The organism is Thalassotalea sediminis (assembly GCF_030295915.1).
Lineage (GTDB): Bacteria > Pseudomonadota > Gammaproteobacteria > Enterobacterales > Alteromonadaceae > Thalassotalea_C > Thalassotalea_C sediminis.
In genome coordinates this window covers 1,499,069-1,515,882 of the sequence record NZ_AP027361.1, presented here as the reverse complement: position 1 = coordinate 1,515,882, position 16,814 = coordinate 1,499,069, and the positions used below count along the sequence as shown (strand labels likewise).

Here is a 16,814-nt window from a genome sequence, read left to right as displayed (position 1 = left end):
TTTCATCGTAAAATACTTTCAACTATTGTTTATCTCTCTCGTTATATTGTCGGGGTGCCGACAGCACGACAGAGGAAATGGTTTTAAACTAACAATAAAAAAATGCCGCATATTAATGCGGCATTTTTATGTTAACTGGTTTGAAACATATCTGATTGTGGCACTCTATATTTTTGATGTTGTTTCTTTTGTAACAACCCTTTTCGATGCTTTAATGCTGCTTCTAATTTTTTCGCAGCCGCTGCTATCGCTTTATAAAGTTCTTTACTTGCTGCACGAACAGTAATTTTTTGTCCTTCATATTGCGTAATAACTTCAATCTGTTGTTGGTTTGGTTCAACCTTAACAACCGATTCAACCGTCATTATATCTGGAAAATGTTTTGCGACTTTTGCTAGTTTATTCTCAATTGCTTGTTTTATTGCTTGGGTAATTTTTACATGATGACCTGAAACTGTTATTTTCATTTTACACCCTCTTCATTGAAAAAAAGAAACAGAGATAAACATCTCTACTTACTTACTTCTGGGCAATAAAATAAAAAACAATAGTAAAAATAAAAATATTTTCACTTAAATGTATCAGTATCAATGCATTCTTACTTTGGCAGTTTTTTGCTGACATCAACACGCTAGTAAAAGTACTTTGACTTATATTTCGTAACTCTCATACTGTGCTAACTCTTTTCGTAAACGCCTAACTTCCTTTATATTTTCAATTTCGCGCCATTTACGCTTTCGCGTTTTAAGCTTCACTTTCGCTTCACGAATTTCTAATTCATCAAAGTCAAAATTTTCAATGTCTTTTAAGTCTATCGAATCCATCATCTACTTCCACATTATTCATGATGGCTTCAATGTAGACAGTATATATGACCATTTTTTGAAAAAAACATGACAGTTAAATGACAGCGTTAAACGCTTAAATTAATTCAAGTACCGCTAATATTTCTACACCTTGCTGATTACAGTAACGTAAGCCTTCTTCAATATCATCTGACGATAACCCTAGTTTTTCGAGTAAATGGGTACCTAAAAATGTTTTTTTAGCATACATCCCAGGATGTGAATTAATAAGGGCCAATCGAGTGGTAACAAAAAGTAGACTAGCACTGTCTGACAATTCATTTTGATAGGCATCTTGATATTGTGCAATTGGCTCAACAATTAACGTTGGTAGCTGCCAAGATGTTAACAATGCAGCACTTAAATCTGAATACGTAAAACCTAACACATCTTTTTGACGCTCCCAAGGTGTCTCAGACTTATTATACCCTTCGCTATATTTCACCTGTTTCGGCGCCAAATGTACAAGAATTAGTGCGCCTATATTGTGAAATAACCCCGATAGAAAAAGGCTTTCAGCATTTGGTAGGTTGAGTTTCTGAGCAAAAAACTTCGTCAATAGCGCGCAATCAACACTAATTTCCCAAAACCTATCCATATCAGCAATATTTGGATCTATACCTGAGAACGCTGCGGTGATGCCATAAGCTTCAATGAGATTTTCCACTTCTTTAGTACCTAATATCATCAAAGCGCGATCGATAGAAACAACTTCTCGTGGAAAACCAAAAATAGAACTATTCGCGATTTTTAGTAATTTTGAAGCAATAGCCGGCTCAAGCGATAAAACCTCTGCAATATCTGCTAAGGTTGCATTTTCATCAGCGATTAGTTTTTTTAATTTTAAGTAGATATCTGGCAACACACAAAGCTCTTGTGAATCCGCTATATACTGCTCTACGGTTTGTCTCATTTTGTCCCCTTAAATAACACTAAATTATACGCTAATATTAATTTTCCTTGCGCTTAATTTTGGCAGATATCTCCATTACCGCCAGTACTAGGAGTCCAGCAATTAATCCTACTACCCCGTCATGTACAACCCCTATAACCGCTGTTCCACCGCTACCAATATAATTGATAACCATTTCGGCAACATGTTGTGAAAAATGATGTAAAAAAGAAAAACTGTGGACGAGGATGCCCCCCCCTACTAAAAACATGGCTAATGTACCAATGACTGCCAATGATTTCATAAGCATAGGCGCAAAAATTAATATCGATCGTCCGACACTTCTTTGTAATTGGTTAAAACCGCCTGATTTTGACTTTCTCAGTAAATATAAGCCTAGGTCATCAAGTTTAACAATAGCAGCAACTAGGCCGTATACACCAACAGTAAAGGCCACAGCTAAGCCACTGAGTACCGCAACCTGAGTTTCAAATGTTGCTTCTTTGACAGAGCCAAGCACTATCACAACGATCTCTGCTGATAATATAAAGTCGGTACGAATTGCGCCTTTAATTTTATCTTTTTCAAGTGTTACTAAATCGACACTTTCGCTTGTTAAATGCTCGATAACTTGCCGATGATGCGTTAACTTTTCCTCCTGCGTTTGTCGGAGTTTATGGACGATTTTTTCCGCACCTTCATAACACAGATAAAGACCACCAATAACCATTAGTACTGTAATCAAAGGAGGGTATATTGCACTAATCAAGAGCGCTAATGGCACAAGTATCAATTTATTAAGAAAAGAGCCTTTAGTAACCGCCCACACTACGGGTAATTCTCTTTGCGCTTTAACACCTGATACTTGTTGCGCGTTTAAGGCTAAATCGTCACCTAGCACACCTGCCGTTTTTTTGGCTGCTACTTTAGATAAAACAGCAACATCATCTAAAACCGTGGCAATATCATCTATTAATGCTAGTAAGTTAACCGCTGGCACATTAAATCCTCAACAAAATAGTCTCTCTTCACTTTAGCACGATTGTAGAATTTAAAAACAGTGACTAATGATGAATAACCTACTAGAGCGTGTTGATCTTTCATGTTTACTTTTGCTGCAATTTATTTGGTATTTATATAAGGCAGCGCTTACGCCGTGTTGTTATTCTACTCCAGTAAAGCGTAACGCAGTAGAAATGCCAAGCAGGTACAGAGCGAAGGATTCAACTATACGCCTCCTGCTCTTTGTTACTTAAAACTAACCATAGAATGATTATGCAATAAACCAAGTGCCGCGATCAGAAGGTGTTTAATTTGAACAAAACTCAAACAGCAAAGGTTAACACGCTCTAATTCAATATATAAAAAATGTTTGAAACCTTGTTAGTAATTACCTTTCATAAATCTGACATAGATATTTAATAAAGAAGACATAGACCATTAACAATTCCTTAACGATAAAGACTTACCATTTGGTCAGCTTTTTTAAAAGCTTATAAACCTAAATCCAATTGATAATGGCGAAATCACATGAATAAAATAAACCTAATAGCCTTATCTACCCTGCTTTCTACCACAGCATCGGCAGATATTCTTATTTCAGAGTACATAGAAGGAAGTAGTTACAACAAAGCAATAGAGTTGTTTAATACCAGCGAGAGTAATGTAGATTTAACAAACTATCAGATTGAAATCTATTTTAACGGTAAATCTGTCGTTGGTAGGACAATAGATCTTTCAGGATCGGTTGCCGCAAAAAACACTTTTGTCGTCGCTCATACAGATATAGATCTTAGCGCAACAACCGATTTAAAAACGGGAAATTTACTGTTTAATGGTGATGATGCTATCGTGCTAAAGAAAAATGGTATTATCATTGATTCTATTGGTAAAGTTGGACAAGATCCTGGTAGCCAATGGGGAACATCGTTAACCAGTACGAAAGATAATACGCTAATACGAAATGCAACAATCTCCACTGGCGACATCAATCCCTTTGACGACTTTAACCCCGCCGATCAATGGCAAGGGTATGACAACAATACATTGGAAAACCTAGGCGAACATACATTTAACGGTTCAACTAATGGCGGTGATGATGGCGGAAATACTGACGGTGGAGGTGATAACCAAGACAACACGCGTTGTAACGATACATTCACAAGCATCGCAAGTATACAAGGAAACAGCAACAATACGCCACTTGCAGGGCAAGTAGTCTGGACTGAGGGCGTTGTTACTCACACATTACAACAAACAGGTTACAAAGGCTTTTTTCTCCAAAGTGCCGACAACGAAATAGACAATAATGATGCGACTTCAGAAGGTGTATTCGTTTATCATCAATCGACACAAGTTAATCCTGGCGATCGCATCCGAATTAAGGCAAAAGTTAGTGAGTACAATAACTTAACACAACTTTCAAATATAGATGCTCTTACGATATGCCAATCGAATGTCAATTTACCTGTTGCTCAAACGATTACCTTACCATTAACAACCGCGCAACGAGAATCTCTAGAAGGTATGCGCGTTTCATTATCACAAGCTATTGTTACAGATACATACAATTACGGTAGATATGGACAATTTGAAGTAGCCCCTGAACGTTTATTTACACCTACACAGATTGCATCCCCTGGTGAGGCTGCAAATCAGTTAGCAAACCAAAATGCGAATATGTCTATCGTTATCGATGATGGTGAGACTGTTCAAAACCCTGAATACTTACCAGCACCCGCACCTGAATTAACCACTATAAACTCATTGCGCAGCGGCGATACGGTAACATTAATTGATGGAATATTGTCTTATCATTTTGGTGATTATCAAATATTGTCGACAGTACCATTAAACACCCAGCCAACTAATGCCCGTCAAGCGATGCCAAATATAGAAACGCTTGGAAACCTGAGAGTAGCTAGTTTTAATGTCCTTAACTACTTTAATGGTGACGGTGAAGGCGGAGGTTTTCCAACTGCCCGAGGTGCTAAAAATGAGCTGGAATTTGAGCGACAACGCCAGAAAGTTATTGCGGCAATTGCGGCGTTAGATGCAGATATTGTAGGCTTGATGGAAATTGAAAATGATGGCTATAACGAGAAAGCTGCCATTGCTGATCTAACCCAAGGGTTAAATGATTATCTTAACAACCCAGAATATCAGTTTATTATCCCAAAACGCAGTGAAATGGGAAATGATGCGATAGCTGTAGGTATACTTTACAAAGTCGCTACGGTTTCACCGTCAGCACCAGCAAAAGTACTCAACAGCGCAAACTCTGCGCTTGATAAACAAGGAAACGTGCTATTTCTCGACACTAAAAACAGACCGATGCTAACGCAATTGTTCTCACATAAGTCATCAAATAGCGAAATTGTCGTTGCCGTTAACCACCTAAAATCCAAAGGCAGTAACTGTGATAGCTTAGGCGACTTTGACAAAAATGATGGTCAAGGTAATTGCAACCTAACGAGAACACGTGCCGCAAGTGCTGTGTCACAATTTTTAAATCAAGAATATACGGATAAAGCAATATTAGTCATAGGTGATTTAAATGCCTATTTAAAAGAAGATCCCATTACAACTTTTTCCCAAAATGGTTTTAATGATTTATTCACGTCCCTAGGTAAATCAAATAACTACAGTTACATATTTAATGGTCAACTTGGACAGTTAGATCATGCGCTAGCCAACGCTACGTTAACAAAACAAGTCGTTGATATTGTCGCTTGGCCAATAAATGCAGACGAACCTCGAGTACTTGATTACAGTATGGCGCATCAAACACCTGTGCATCATACAAAATATTATGCACCTGATGTATATCGCTCATCAGATCATGACCCAATAGTGATAGAAATGTCGCTTTCAACACTATTTGGAGACTTAGACCAAGACGGCGATATAGACAATTTAGATCTAAACCTCTTCTTAACGCTTATTTCCTCTGGTGAACTAACCGACCTTGCCTATGACTTTAATGGTGATAAGCAACTATCACGTCGCGATATTCGCGGCTACATGAAACTTTGTACCCGCACTCGATGCGCAACTGAATAACAATAAAGGACACAAACATGAAAAATATTTTAATTGCACTTTGCTTATTGCTATCAATCAAAGCTCACGCAGGATTTATTACACTAGACACAGAAAACACGCAATATAACGAAAATGACAACGTGTATTTATCGTTAACTGCAGAAAGTTTGCATGAGGATACCGCAACATTAGAAGTAGATATTATATTTGATAACACGTTGCTGTCATTTAACGACTTTACTTTTGATGCAGCTGTTATTGCTCCACCATTTCCCGCATTCGGTGCGCTATTTACCGACATAGCAGTAAAACATGACAATGTATTATCCATTGCAATTTGGTGGTTTGACGCTTCTGAAGTTCCATTACCCGCATTTAAACTAGGTATTGCCGACTTCACCGCACTTAGCGATTTTAGTGCTACTTTTGATATTAGTGCAGTAAGGCAATTTGATATCAACGATACCGAACTAGTCACCTCAGTACATGAACCTGCAACATGGTTATTATTAGCAATGTGTTGCTATATAACACTATATAGACGTCTGATACATCAAAATAAAGCATGCTAACGTTCAGCGTGTAAAAACTAGTAAAAAGCGCTTTGTTTTTACAAGGCGCTTTGTACTAATAGACATAATACATATCACTAAATGAGCTACAACATAAACTGCGTGGTAATAGTTTAAGGCTTGCGATACAGACTTAGATGATGACAAACATAGGTCCAATATTACCAAAACCGACAACACAATGTACGTGCGATATAACTTCACACGTTAAGAACAGTTAATCGAGGTAACATTGCTCTAAACGTTTAGTGTAAACCAGAGTTATTTATCACCACGCCCCATAAATTTCTTTTCTTCGGTATTTATTTTAACTACATCACCTGTAGATATGTGTTCAGGTACTTGAATAATAAGCCCTGTTGATAATGTGGCAGGTTTGTTTCTCGACGTTGCCGACGCTCCTTTAATGGAAGGATCCGTTTCTACTACTTCTAGCTCAACACTTGTAGGTAAATCCAAACCTACTGGCGCACCATCGACTAGTATCACTTGAATACCTGGTGTTGCTTCGTTAATAAATAACACCTCATCGGCAATGTTATCTTTGTTGAGGTTGTATGGCGTATAGTCTTCATTATCCATAAAAACATATTCTTCGCCATCGATGTATGAAAACATTACCGGCCTACGGATCAAATCAGCGTAGTTAAGCATATCAACATCTTTAAATGTTTCATCTACTTTGCCGCCAGTAACGACGTCATACATACGCATACGGTATAAACTACCACCAGCTCTTCCCTGCGGAACTGAACGTTCGATATCTTTAATAATGTAAACACCGCCATTGTGTTCTATGGCTTGGTTTTTCTTTACTTCACTTGCCTTTGGCATGCTATTGTTCCTTAAATTTACTTAGAAAGAAGATTGAAAAACAACGCTTCTTTTCACCATGAATACTATTGCATTAGTATGTAATCTAACCCAGCTGTAATAACCGTTGCTTGGGCCAAATTGCAATTATCAGCATCTACTTTAGGGCTGTCAGGGTAAACTTCTGTGGTCGTTACATACGTTGCATCACTAAACCCCATACATAGCCCTAACGGCGTCGCATCATAATTTATTACACCTTTTTGTGATAAAGGTACACCTATTAATTGGTTATTATCATCTGCAGGGGCAATATGCGTTACTTTAGATACTGCTTCGATAATAGCCTTTTGAAAGTCTGGTTCAGCCTTTGCGGAGTTTGCTACTAAATAAAAACCATCGGGAATATTCCAGTTATCGTGCGTTTCAGCATCTCTCGCTGCTAGTGCAGGCCTAAATTCAGTATTATCGGAGTCTGTTGTTTCATGCAAATCAAAATGCGCCAGTAAACGCGTACCCAAACTTTCAACAAACATCATTAATTTTGCTGACTCTTGAGCAGGACTGTTAGCATAAAATGAGCGATTAGGATCGATTGCTAATGGGTTCCACCGATTAATCGTTTCATAGCCCCAAGGGCTGAGGCAAGGAGCAATAACAAAATTAACTTTATCTTGATATTTATCTGCAAATTGCTGTGCAAATAATAATGCACCATGCACACCGCTAGTTTCATAGCCATGCACACCACCTGTTACGAGTACCGTTGGTTTACAATCATCAAAGTGTTGCGAGGTTAGCGCAAATAAAGGATATCTCTGTTCATCAAATGACAACGCCCCATATTGCGTAATGTTGAATTTTTCACCTAATTGTTCAATTTTACTGACAACTTCTTGCTGATAACTACGCTTTATTGTTTGTAATTTTTGCCATTGTAGTTTTTCTTCTTCACCCCATTTTTTACCGGGTGTGCCTATAGCGTAAGCCTTTTCGTTTTGCATAATATATTCAACTTTTTACTGCGTTGACGCGATTATACCGAAAGCATGACAATTATCACCCTCCATAAGCGACTCAAACAGCAAATGAGTAGAAATTTTCCTTCGAGGCTTGTTATTGTAATGACTTCATATTTAAATAAACGATAACATCACAAACAGTTATGTTTGATAAGTGCATATTAGCACTGTAAAAAACAATATTTCTGACTAATTCATTCAATGCTTAAACACATCCTTAATCTTAGTCATGATAACTTTGTTACATTTATTTGCGCCTAATTGACTGTACTATATGATCAACGCACCTTATATTTTGCTTGAATGAACAGCACACAAAATAACAGAACAAAAGGAATTCTTTCTTATGATTAAATTACTCACGACACTTATAAGCTTATCTGTAATTTTGGGATCCCTTACTGTTATTGCGCAAGATTATGAAACCATGCCTCCACCACGAAAGCTTACACCAGAACAAGCGAAAGTTGCTGAGCAAAACTATCAAAAGTACTGTTCGCTTTGTCATGGAAAAGAAAGACAAGGGCATGTAAACGACCACGCCCCATCATTAAAAAGTGCAAGTTTGTTTCAATCAGGTGTACCACATGCGATTTTAAGGCCTATGTCTTATGGTAGAACAGGTACCCCGATGGGCGGCTACCTAGACGAGGTTGGCGGTCCAATGACGTTGGCGGAAACTTGGAATTTAACCTATTGGCTCTTCGAACAAGCTGGTGTAGATCGTATAAAGCTTTCGACCAACCCCGTACATGGAGATATTCAAAAAGGCGCTCAAAGTTATCAAAAAGAATGTGCTACCTGCCATGGTAAAAACGGCGAAGGTATTACCGCCCCTGCACTCGGTAACCCTTCAGCATTGGCACATAACACGGATGAATTCATTCGATATGCCATTAGGCACGGCAGACAAAATACGCCGATGAAAGCATATCAAGGCGTTTTAACAGACCAAGAAATCGACAATATCACTGCTTTTTTGCGCAGTAAAGCAAGTGGCTGGCAAGATACCAAGCCCATTTTAAAATCACTGCCAACACCAGAGAATTATGTCATCAACCCTAAAGGAGCTGATCCTAGCTTTTCATTAAAAGATAACCAATACGTGATGGCAGAAGATCTTAATGAGGCGCTAGAAAAAAAACAACGCATGGTACTATTTGATACTCGCGTAACTTCTGTTTGGCAAACGGCGCATATTAAAGGTTCGGTGCCGCTTCCTTACTATGCGGATCTTGATATCATGGTTGAAGATATACCAACAGATGTACAAATAGTGGCGTATTGTTCCTGCCCTCGCGCTGCAGCCGATCATGTCATTAATAAATTAAAAAACAGAGGATATACCCGAACAGCCGTTTTATGGGAAGGCATTTTCGGTTGGATGCATCTAGGGTACCCAGTAACGCGCGGTGATATTAATAACCTTACCGATTGAGGAGTTTTCATGAAATATGTACGTTTAGGTAGTAGCACACTAGAAGTGTCTCGTGTTTGTTTAGGTACGATGACCTGGGGGAAACAAAACGATCAACAAGAGGCAAACGATCAACTTGATTATGCCCAGTACCAAGGTATTAATTTTATCGATACAGCCGAAATGTATGCTATCCCCCCTAACGCCGAAACATATGGTAAAACGGAAGCAATCATTGGTCATTATTTAAAAGCAAACCCAACGAGACGTAACAACTTAGTTATTGCTACCAAAATAGCAGGTCCTGGTCTTTCTTATATTAGAGGTGGCAGTGATATATCTAAAGAGACGGTTATTCAAGCAGTTAATGACTCGTTACGCAGGCTCAATACTGATCACATCGACCTCTATCAATTGCACTGGCCAAACTATAGTTCACCACATTTTGCCAAGCATTGGCCTAACATGCTCAACTACACGAATATGAACGCCCAAGAAGAAATAGAGAAAATGCATGATATTCTATTGGGACTGGCGGAATGTGTAACCGCAGGAAAAATTCGTTATTGCGGATTATCAGATGACACCCCCTGGGGCATTAATCAATATTTAAAACTAAGTGAACAACATAACTTACCGCGTATGGTTTCTATCCAAAATGAATTTAGTTTACTGCACACTAAAGATTGGCCATATTTAATTGAGAACTGTGTCCATGAGGATATCGCTTATTTACCTTGGTCACCTTTAGCAACCGGTGCACTAACAGGTAAGTATTTAAACGGTAAAAGACCAGAAGGAAGCCGCTGGACGTTAATGCAAAGACATGGGCTTTTCCGCGATACCCAAAATGTTGAAACTGCTATTTCGGCATTTTGTGACTTAGCAAACTCGATTCAATTAACACCGGCTCAACTTGCATTAGCATGGATTGATCAAGTAAACGGGGTAACGTCTACCATCATAGGTGCAACGAGCATGTCGCAATTAAAAGAAAACATAGACGCGTTTAACATTACCTTAACAGAAGAAACGTTACTGCGTATAAACGCATGGTTAAAAGCTCACCCTTCTCCTTTTTAAGCAAGCGATAAGTTGGACGTATTACAAATTTAAAGCAAACACCTCAATCGACTTACCTTAATCGATTGAGGCGTTATCTTTATGAGCGCTTTTTAAATCGCCACACAGAAACACCTGTTATCAATGCAAGTAACATTAAAACAAACGAATTTGGCTCTGGTATTTTTACCGCCGCCGGTTGCTCATTATTCACAGGGTTGAACACCAACAGATCATCTTGCGCCTGTTGAGGAGACTTTTCGTCGTTACCAACCTCAACCTCATTTTTTGTTGGTTGATCTATACTAGGGCTTTCTTCCGTTTGTTGAGGACTAGAAGCATTATTGTTAACAATAAGTTCCGCTGATCTTTTAGCAATTTCTTTCGCTTTTTCTTGCCCAAGTGCTATCAACGCTGATGGCACAAAAGATGTATTTTGAGTTTGAGTAAACGATGTAGATATTGCTTTAACTGAAGCAAACGATGGTGCAATTTTTGATGTCTGATAAAACATAGGGGTTGACTGTCCAATTGGCACACCGAAACTCGTTTGGTGTACATTTGGGGCACTATTTTTAAATGCGCCCATATCAACAAGCGGTGCATTGCTAACTTTAACCAAACTATGGCCAAAATTACCCGTAAAACTTCCTCCTGAAAACCCAGAGAGAAATCGTTGAGTATCACCAACAATAACATCTGCAATGTTATTCGATGCAAACTGCGTGGTACCAAAATTATCAATAGCCAATGTTGGTTTATTAACAACATTGATGGTAAATGATAAGGAGGTTTCCATTACATTCGCCACATTTACTACACGAACAGTAACCGCAATATCCTCATCAACCTCATTTATATACACAAGTAGTTCGTTTTGACTCAGAACACCTGAAACAGCGTTATTGTCACTAATAACTTCTAATTGCATACCGCGTTGATTAAGCTCACCAACAGGAAATGAAATCATTGAGTTTTCGTGCGCTAAAACATTATTATTTGAAAAGCCTAGTAGAGAAAAATGGGCATTGTCAGGACTAAACGACGCTAAATTGTTTTGAAGGTCATAAATATTAGCAAACGCCATACTGCTACTAGTGAGCATAATGGCAAAACTTATGCGTTTACTTACTTTATAGAAGTAATTACTCATGGCTTTATCCTTGTGATCTTTTTAAATTATCGCTATCGCTAGACGCGTCACTTTCACAAAAAGACAAGGATTGGGAAGGTTCAATTCTCTGCAGTCCCGCTACCATAGTATATACCTTAGGTCGGAAACTTTGCGTATATGGATTTCACCATACTTGCCTTTTACAAACTGTTAACAGCCATAATAAAACTAAAAGCGCATATAAGTCAAAACTTTATATAACTTAAGCGTATCTACCCGTCTATAAAATACTTCCCCTTCACTTTCAGTGGTTTTGCAGCTGCAATTATGTTTGATGACAATCATTAATGTTGAGTCAATGGCACTTTAGCAATGGTTTTGACGATGGGGTTGGGAACTATTTCTTTGCAGACGACAGCCAACAAGAAAGACTCTACATAGAGGGTTACACCGACTTATTCGCAGATAAAGCAACAATACCCTCACAACAAAGTAGTGAGTTTTTAGTAACAGAAGTCGCCTTTATCGCCAATGCTGTTGACCATCAAAGTTTCTCATTTCTCAATAACATTGAAATACTCAGTTTTGATAATGTTATTCTTGAGCAACTACAAGGAGCAAGCGTTACATTTGAGTTGCCCACCGTGCCGTGCCCTCATCTATTAAACTTTATGCAGTAGCACTGATGTTGTAAGTGCGATGTTCCCAGTAATAATGCGTTAATTACGCAACGCTTGTGTTGTTTTATTAACACGCTTTAATCTCTAATATCAACTTAGTACAAACATGAAACACACATTACCTCACGACAAGTATTCAAAAACCGCATTACTGCACTACAATAAAATGCAAAAGCTCAAATAAATTGCTACTTAAAAGCCCTACCGCTTTAATTTACGTAATTTAACACCATTTTAGTACAACTAAATTATATTGAATTTCAGAAAAAAATGATTAAAGCCAAATATTAATTGGATTTAACCCCATTTTCTCGTAGAGTAAGTAAACACCATTTGTTGTAATAAAATTACATATAGGTACATTTATGCTAGAAACTATTTCCAATAATGTAAGAAAACTAGGTGAAGCGTTAGGCCAAACCATTGCTAATGATAAAGGTGCTAAATGGGTTGACGAAATAGAAGCGATTCGTCACCTCTCTAAAGAGGCAACCAACGGTGATAGCCAAGCATTAGTGGCACTTCAAAAGAAATTTAGAGATCTGGATGCCGATGAACTAACCGTCCATGCTAGAGCTTTTAGCCAATTCCTAAATTTAGCGAATATTGCTGAACAACAATATACTGCCAGTGATAAAGGTCTCGCTGAACTAGACTTACCGCATCCATTAGATGATTTGAAAAACAAGCTCGATGGCAAATCGGCAGAAGCAATTGAGCGAGCAATATCACAATTAGAAATAGAACTCGTGTTAACCGCCCACCCTACTGAGGTCAATCGACGTACTTTCATTCATAAGTATCATGAAATCGCACAAGCGCTAGACAGTAATGATAATGAATTAGGTGACCGTATCAATGAACTGATTGAACAAGCTTGGCACACGCAAGAAATTCGTAATAACCGCCCTTCTCCACTTGATGAATCTCGTTGGGGATTAAACACCATCAGTGATAGCTTATGGCATGCTGTACCAGACTTTGTGCGCGAATTAGACACCTTTAGCCAAGAGATAATAGGTAAACCATTACCTGAGTCTTGTGTTCCCTTAACGATGGCAAGTTGGATGGCAGGTGATCGTGACGGCAATCCTTTCGTTACTGCAAACCTAAGCCAGCAAGCCATTATGCAAGCTCGTTTAATGGCAGCGCAACTGTATTTACAAGATTTTGAAACACTCTATTTAGAGCTATCAATGGGTAAAGCGACAGCCGACTTAGCAGCAAATGATGTGAATGAAATTGGCCCATACCGACAAGTATTAAAACCGGTTATTGAAAAGTTAAAGCAAACAATTAGCTTATTAGAAAATAACGAAACAAATGGCACAATCGCAAGTGCAAATGAGCTTTACTTACCATTAAAACAATGCCGAGACAGTTTACTTGAGGTCGGTTTAACGCGCATAGCTGACTCTCATATCATTGACTTAATGCGCAAAGTACAATGTTTTGGCATTTCATTAGTGAAGCTTGACGTAAGGCAGCATAGTGAGCGACATGATAGCGCACTAGCTGAAATACTAAACGCACTAGAACTAGGCGATTATTTACAATGGACAGAAAAAGAAAAAATCGCGTTCTTGTTAAAAGAAATTAATAATCCTAGACCGCTTGTTCCAAATAGAGCTTGGAGTCAAGAAACACAAGAAGTACTAGACACGTTTGCTTTCATTGCACAACAACCCAGAGAAGTGATGGGCATTTATATTATTTCGATGGCAAGTAATGTCAGTGACGTACTTATCGTTAACCTGTTTCTAAAGACTGCAAACGTAAGCTGGCAGATGCCAATTGCACCACTCTTTGAAACGTTAGACGATCTCAATAATGCCGCAAAAGTGATGGATCAATTACTTGCAATTGACGCCTATAAACAGCGATGTGATAACAAACATTATGTCATGATAGGTTATAGTGACTCTGCCAAAGATGCCGGCGTGTTAGCTGCTGCTTGGGGGCAATATCATTCACAAGAAGCGCTCGTTAACGTGTTTAAAAACCACGATACGGTTTTAAAATTATTTCATGGTCGAGGTGGCACGATAGGTCGTGGTGGTGGACCAGCACATGCCGCAATTGCGTCTCAACCCCCAGGCACGCTAGACGGCGGTCTAAGAGTAACAGAGCAAGGCGAAACAATTCGTTATAAATTTGGCTTACCGAGTTTAGCCGTTAGAAGTTTGCACTTATACGCAAGTGCAATACTCGATAGCCTCATTACCCCGCCAAAAACACCCAGTGACGATTGGCGTAAACTCATGGACAAACTTGCTGAAGAAAGCTGCGATATATATCGCCATTATGTACAAAAAGAACCTGCATTTGTCCGCTACTTCCGTCAAGCAACACCTGAACAAGAACTTGCGTCATTGCCACTCGGCTCTCGCCCAAGCAAAAGAAAGGTCGATGGCGGAATTGAATCACTAAGAGCAATTCCATGGATTTTCGCGTGGAGTCAAAATAGGTTGGTATTACCGAGTTGGCTAGGCCTAGGACAAGCGTTGTCTAACGTATCAGAACAAGATGCGAAAACAATTCAGACTATGCTAGAAAACTGGCGTTACTTCAGAGCGCGATTATCACTGATTGAAATGGTGTATTTAAAATCAGAGCCTCAGATTTCAGCATTATATGATCAAGCACTTGTCGAACCGGATCTAAAAAGTATCGGTGAAGGACTAAGAACCCAGCTAGCAAAAGACAAACAAACGGTATTGTCTCTCTTAGGGCAACAAGAAATCATGGAATCAGATCCTTGGAACTTAAATTCATTTAAGTTACGCCAGCCCTACTTACTACCACTACATTTAATGCAAATTGAAGTGTTATCACGCCTGCGTCAATCTCCGGATACATTAGCAAATGAGCAGGTACTAACCGTTACTATGGCAGGTATTGCTACGGGATTAAGAAATACTGGCTAACTCGCCTGCGTTTAAAAAAGGTGCACCATTTGCACCTTTTTTAAACAAGTCCTTTTAACAACAATGTAATTTTTTAGTTTGGTAAAATATTGCAACATCTATCCTGACTGATTTCCTTTTTATTTGAGTATGCATTCGGTATTATGATGCGCTTTCAAATCAACACTATAATAATAATATGCGGTTTAAAATATTCTGTTTACTTGCTTTTAATCTGAGTGCGTTTTATCTAGCGGCTAACGAGATAGAAACTATTAATCAACATTTTCATGCGCTAGTTAAATCAGAAATAAAGCAACAAAGCATTCCAGGCGTCGCCTATACGGTCGTTAAAGGTGACCGCGTTGTTGCGTCAGAAACCTTTGGTTATGTAGATAAGAAAAAAACCCATAAAATTACGCCAAATACAGTCTTTCGTTTAGCGTCTGTATCGAAACCTTTCGCCTCTACCCTTGTAACCATGCTCGCTAATGAACATAAACTTAAATTAACGGACCCAGTTACGAAATACGTTCCGCACTTTAATCTTGCACAACCTAAAGCGGCACAAAAAATAACATTGCACCATATATTAAGTCACTCAACAGGGCTCATGCCAAACGCCTATGACAATTTATTACATGAAAACTGGAGTATTGATAAAATTATCGGTCGCTTTGATCGAGTAAGCCCCATATGCGAACCTGAAAAATGTTATGGTTATCAAAATATTGCCTATGGCATGTTACAACCTGCCATAGAAAGTACGACGAAACAGTCTTATTCATCACTATTAAAGCAACGTATTTTTGCGCCTCTAGACATGAAAGATGCATCTGTTGGAATTGGCGTTTACCGTAATGAAATAAATGCCGCCAAACCCCATGTGTTAAGAAAGCGTGTTCGCACAAACAAATACGATCGCAACGGCAAGGTAATAAAACGTAATATTTGGCGCACCGTTAATGTTACTCCAGACTTTTATAAAGTCCCCACCGCAGCGGGTGTAAATGCAAGTATTGCTGACATGTCTAAATGGCTGATCGCAAACTTAGGCTATGCACCAGAAACATTACCTAAAAATTTGCTTGCTCAATTGACGACGCCGCGTATAAAAACCAAAAAGGATATGCGTCGACTATACTGGCGAGAGCATCTTGAAGACGCCCACTATGGCTACGGTTGGCGTATTTATCAATTTGGTACCGTAAAACTCATCTATCATTCTGGCTGGGTATCAGGTTTTAGAGCCGATATTGCATATGCCCCTGAATTAGATATTGGGTTTGCCATGCTAATGAATGCCGAAAGTAACAGTATTAACAAACTATCGACCGAGTTTTGGACATTGGTGTATGACCAACTCGCACCAAAATTAGCGGCACGCGATTAACAGCTGATAAATCAACTTTAAAAAAGAGATGATTTGATTTACACTCAACTCATC

General features: G+C 38.7%; 14 protein-coding genes and 1 riboswitch. Of the genes, 7 read left to right on the top strand and 7 right to left on the bottom strand.

The genetic code is table 11. The annotated features are described in order from the left end of the window. Positions 1 to 131 precede the first annotated feature (131 nt). The 4 genes from hpf to QUE09_RS06805 form a co-directional block, all read right to left on the bottom strand. Positions 132 to 467, bottom strand: coding sequence for a ribosome hibernation-promoting factor, HPF/YfiA family (gene hpf / locus QUE09_RS06820; RefSeq protein ID WP_286235450.1), 336 nt, complete (start codon positions 465 to 467; stop codon positions 132 to 134). Between the two features lie 183 nt (positions 468 to 650). Continuing rightward, on the bottom strand, positions 651 to 827 hold the full coding sequence (locus QUE09_RS06815) for a DUF3545 family protein (protein ID WP_286235449.1): 177 nt from the start codon (positions 825 to 827) through the stop codon (positions 651 to 653). Positions 828 to 921: 94 nt separating this feature from the next. Next, positions 922 to 1,758, bottom strand: coding sequence for an HDOD domain-containing protein (locus tag QUE09_RS06810; RefSeq protein ID WP_286235448.1), 837 nt, complete (start codon positions 1,756 to 1,758; stop codon positions 922 to 924). A gap of 37 nt (positions 1,759 to 1,795) precedes the next feature. Next, on the bottom strand, positions 1,796 to 2,737 hold the full coding sequence (locus QUE09_RS06805; protein ID WP_286235447.1) for a DUF808 domain-containing protein: 942 nt from the start codon (positions 2,735 to 2,737) through the stop codon (positions 1,796 to 1,798). A gap of 530 nt (positions 2,738 to 3,267) precedes the next feature. Between QUE09_RS06805 and QUE09_RS06800 the strand changes: the two genes are divergently transcribed. Further along, a complete protein-coding gene (locus tag QUE09_RS06800; RefSeq protein WP_286235446.1) occupies positions 3,268 to 5,799 on the top strand; it encodes an ExeM/NucH family extracellular endonuclease in 2,532 nt (843 codons plus the stop codon). Positions 5,800 to 5,816: 17 nt separating this feature from the next. Continuing rightward, positions 5,817 to 6,353 carry a hypothetical protein gene (locus tag QUE09_RS06795; RefSeq protein ID WP_286235445.1) on the top strand — a complete coding sequence of 179 codons (537 nt, stop codon included), beginning with the start codon at positions 5,817 to 5,819 and terminating at the stop codon, positions 6,351 to 6,353. A gap of 261 nt (positions 6,354 to 6,614) precedes the next feature. Here QUE09_RS06795 and efpL read toward each other — a convergent pair whose 3' ends face one another. Together efpL and QUE09_RS06785 are read right to left on the bottom strand one after the other, a co-directional pair. Then, positions 6,615 to 7,187: an elongation factor P-like protein EfpL gene (efpL, locus tag QUE09_RS06790; RefSeq protein WP_286235444.1), complete on the bottom strand. Its 573-nt coding sequence runs from the start codon at positions 7,185 to 7,187 to the stop codon at positions 6,615 to 6,617. Positions 7,188 to 7,252: 65 nt separating this feature from the next. After that, positions 7,253 to 8,170 carry a M14 family metallopeptidase gene (locus QUE09_RS06785; RefSeq protein ID WP_286235443.1) on the bottom strand — a complete coding sequence of 306 codons (918 nt, stop codon included), beginning with the start codon at positions 8,168 to 8,170 and terminating at the stop codon, positions 7,253 to 7,255. Between the two features lie 364 nt (positions 8,171 to 8,534). On the opposite strand from QUE09_RS06785, the gene QUE09_RS06780 reads away from it, so the two are divergent. Together QUE09_RS06780 and QUE09_RS06775 are read left to right on the top strand one after the other, a co-directional pair. Beyond that, positions 8,535 to 9,626, top strand: coding sequence for a c-type cytochrome (locus QUE09_RS06780; protein WP_286235442.1), 1,092 nt, complete (start codon positions 8,535 to 8,537; stop codon positions 9,624 to 9,626). Between the two features lie 9 nt (positions 9,627 to 9,635). After that, complete coding sequence (locus tag QUE09_RS06775; RefSeq protein WP_286235441.1) at positions 9,636 to 10,688, top strand: aldo/keto reductase; 1,053 nt, start codon at positions 9,636 to 9,638, stop codon at positions 10,686 to 10,688. A 79-nt stretch (positions 10,689 to 10,767) separates the two neighbouring features. On the opposite strand, the gene QUE09_RS06770 is transcribed toward QUE09_RS06775, so the two are convergent. Next, entirely contained in the window at positions 10,768 to 11,820 is a 1,053-nt protein-coding gene (locus QUE09_RS06770; protein WP_286235440.1) for a hypothetical protein, read from the bottom strand. 86 nt (positions 11,821 to 11,906) lie between these two features. After that, positions 11,907 to 11,989, bottom strand: a riboswitch (cyclic di-GMP riboswitch). Positions 11,990 to 12,128: 139 nt separating this feature from the next. Between QUE09_RS06770 and QUE09_RS06765 the strand changes: the two genes are divergently transcribed. From QUE09_RS06765 to QUE09_RS06755, 3 genes are all read left to right on the top strand, one after another. Next, positions 12,129 to 12,461: a hypothetical protein gene (locus QUE09_RS06765; RefSeq protein WP_286235439.1), complete on the top strand. Its 333-nt coding sequence runs from the start codon at positions 12,129 to 12,131 to the stop codon at positions 12,459 to 12,461. A 365-nt stretch (positions 12,462 to 12,826) separates the two neighbouring features. Then, on the top strand, positions 12,827 to 15,388 hold the full coding sequence (gene ppc, locus QUE09_RS06760) for a phosphoenolpyruvate carboxylase (RefSeq protein ID WP_286235438.1): 2,562 nt from the start codon (positions 12,827 to 12,829) through the stop codon (positions 15,386 to 15,388). 178 nt (positions 15,389 to 15,566) lie between these two features. Next, entirely contained in the window at positions 15,567 to 16,760 is a 1,194-nt protein-coding gene (locus QUE09_RS06755; protein WP_286235437.1) for a serine hydrolase domain-containing protein, read from the top strand. Positions 16,761 to 16,814 lie beyond the last annotated feature (54 nt).

Excerpts from the sequence above, each read along its gene's own strand:
- QUE09_RS06765 (WP_286235439.1), top strand. The coding sequence starts at position 12,129 with ATGTTGAGTCAATGGCACTTTAGCAATGGTTTTGACGATGGGGTTGGG.
- QUE09_RS06780 (WP_286235442.1), top strand. The coding sequence starts at position 8,535 with ATGATTAAATTACTCACGACACTTATAAGCTTATCTGTAATTTTGGGA.
- efpL (WP_286235444.1), bottom strand. The coding sequence starts at position 7,187 with ATGCCAAAGGCAAGTGAAGTAAAGAAAAACCAAGCCATAGAACACAAT.
- QUE09_RS06800 (WP_286235446.1), top strand. The coding sequence starts at position 3,268 with ATGAATAAAATAAACCTAATAGCCTTATCTACCCTGCTTTCTACCACA.
- QUE09_RS06815 (WP_286235449.1), bottom strand. The coding sequence starts at position 827 with ATGATGGATTCGATAGACTTAAAAGACATTGAAAATTTTGACTTTGAT.
- QUE09_RS06755 (WP_286235437.1), top strand. The coding sequence starts at position 15,567 with ATGCGGTTTAAAATATTCTGTTTACTTGCTTTTAATCTGAGTGCGTTT.
- hpf (WP_286235450.1), bottom strand. The coding sequence starts at position 467 with ATGAAAATAACAGTTTCAGGTCATCATGTAAAAATTACCCAAGCAATA.
- QUE09_RS06810 (WP_286235448.1), bottom strand. The coding sequence starts at position 1,758 with ATGAGACAAACCGTAGAGCAGTATATAGCGGATTCACAAGAGCTTTGT.
- QUE09_RS06785 (WP_286235443.1), bottom strand. The coding sequence starts at position 8,170 with ATGCAAAACGAAAAGGCTTACGCTATAGGCACACCCGGTAAAAAATGG.
- QUE09_RS06775 (WP_286235441.1), top strand. The coding sequence starts at position 9,636 with ATGAAATATGTACGTTTAGGTAGTAGCACACTAGAAGTGTCTCGTGTT.
- QUE09_RS06795 (WP_286235445.1), top strand. The coding sequence starts at position 5,817 with ATGAAAAATATTTTAATTGCACTTTGCTTATTGCTATCAATCAAAGCT.
- QUE09_RS06770 (WP_286235440.1), bottom strand. The coding sequence starts at position 11,820 with ATGAGTAATTACTTCTATAAAGTAAGTAAACGCATAAGTTTTGCCATT.
- ppc (WP_286235438.1), top strand. The coding sequence starts at position 12,827 with ATGCTAGAAACTATTTCCAATAATGTAAGAAAACTAGGTGAAGCGTTA.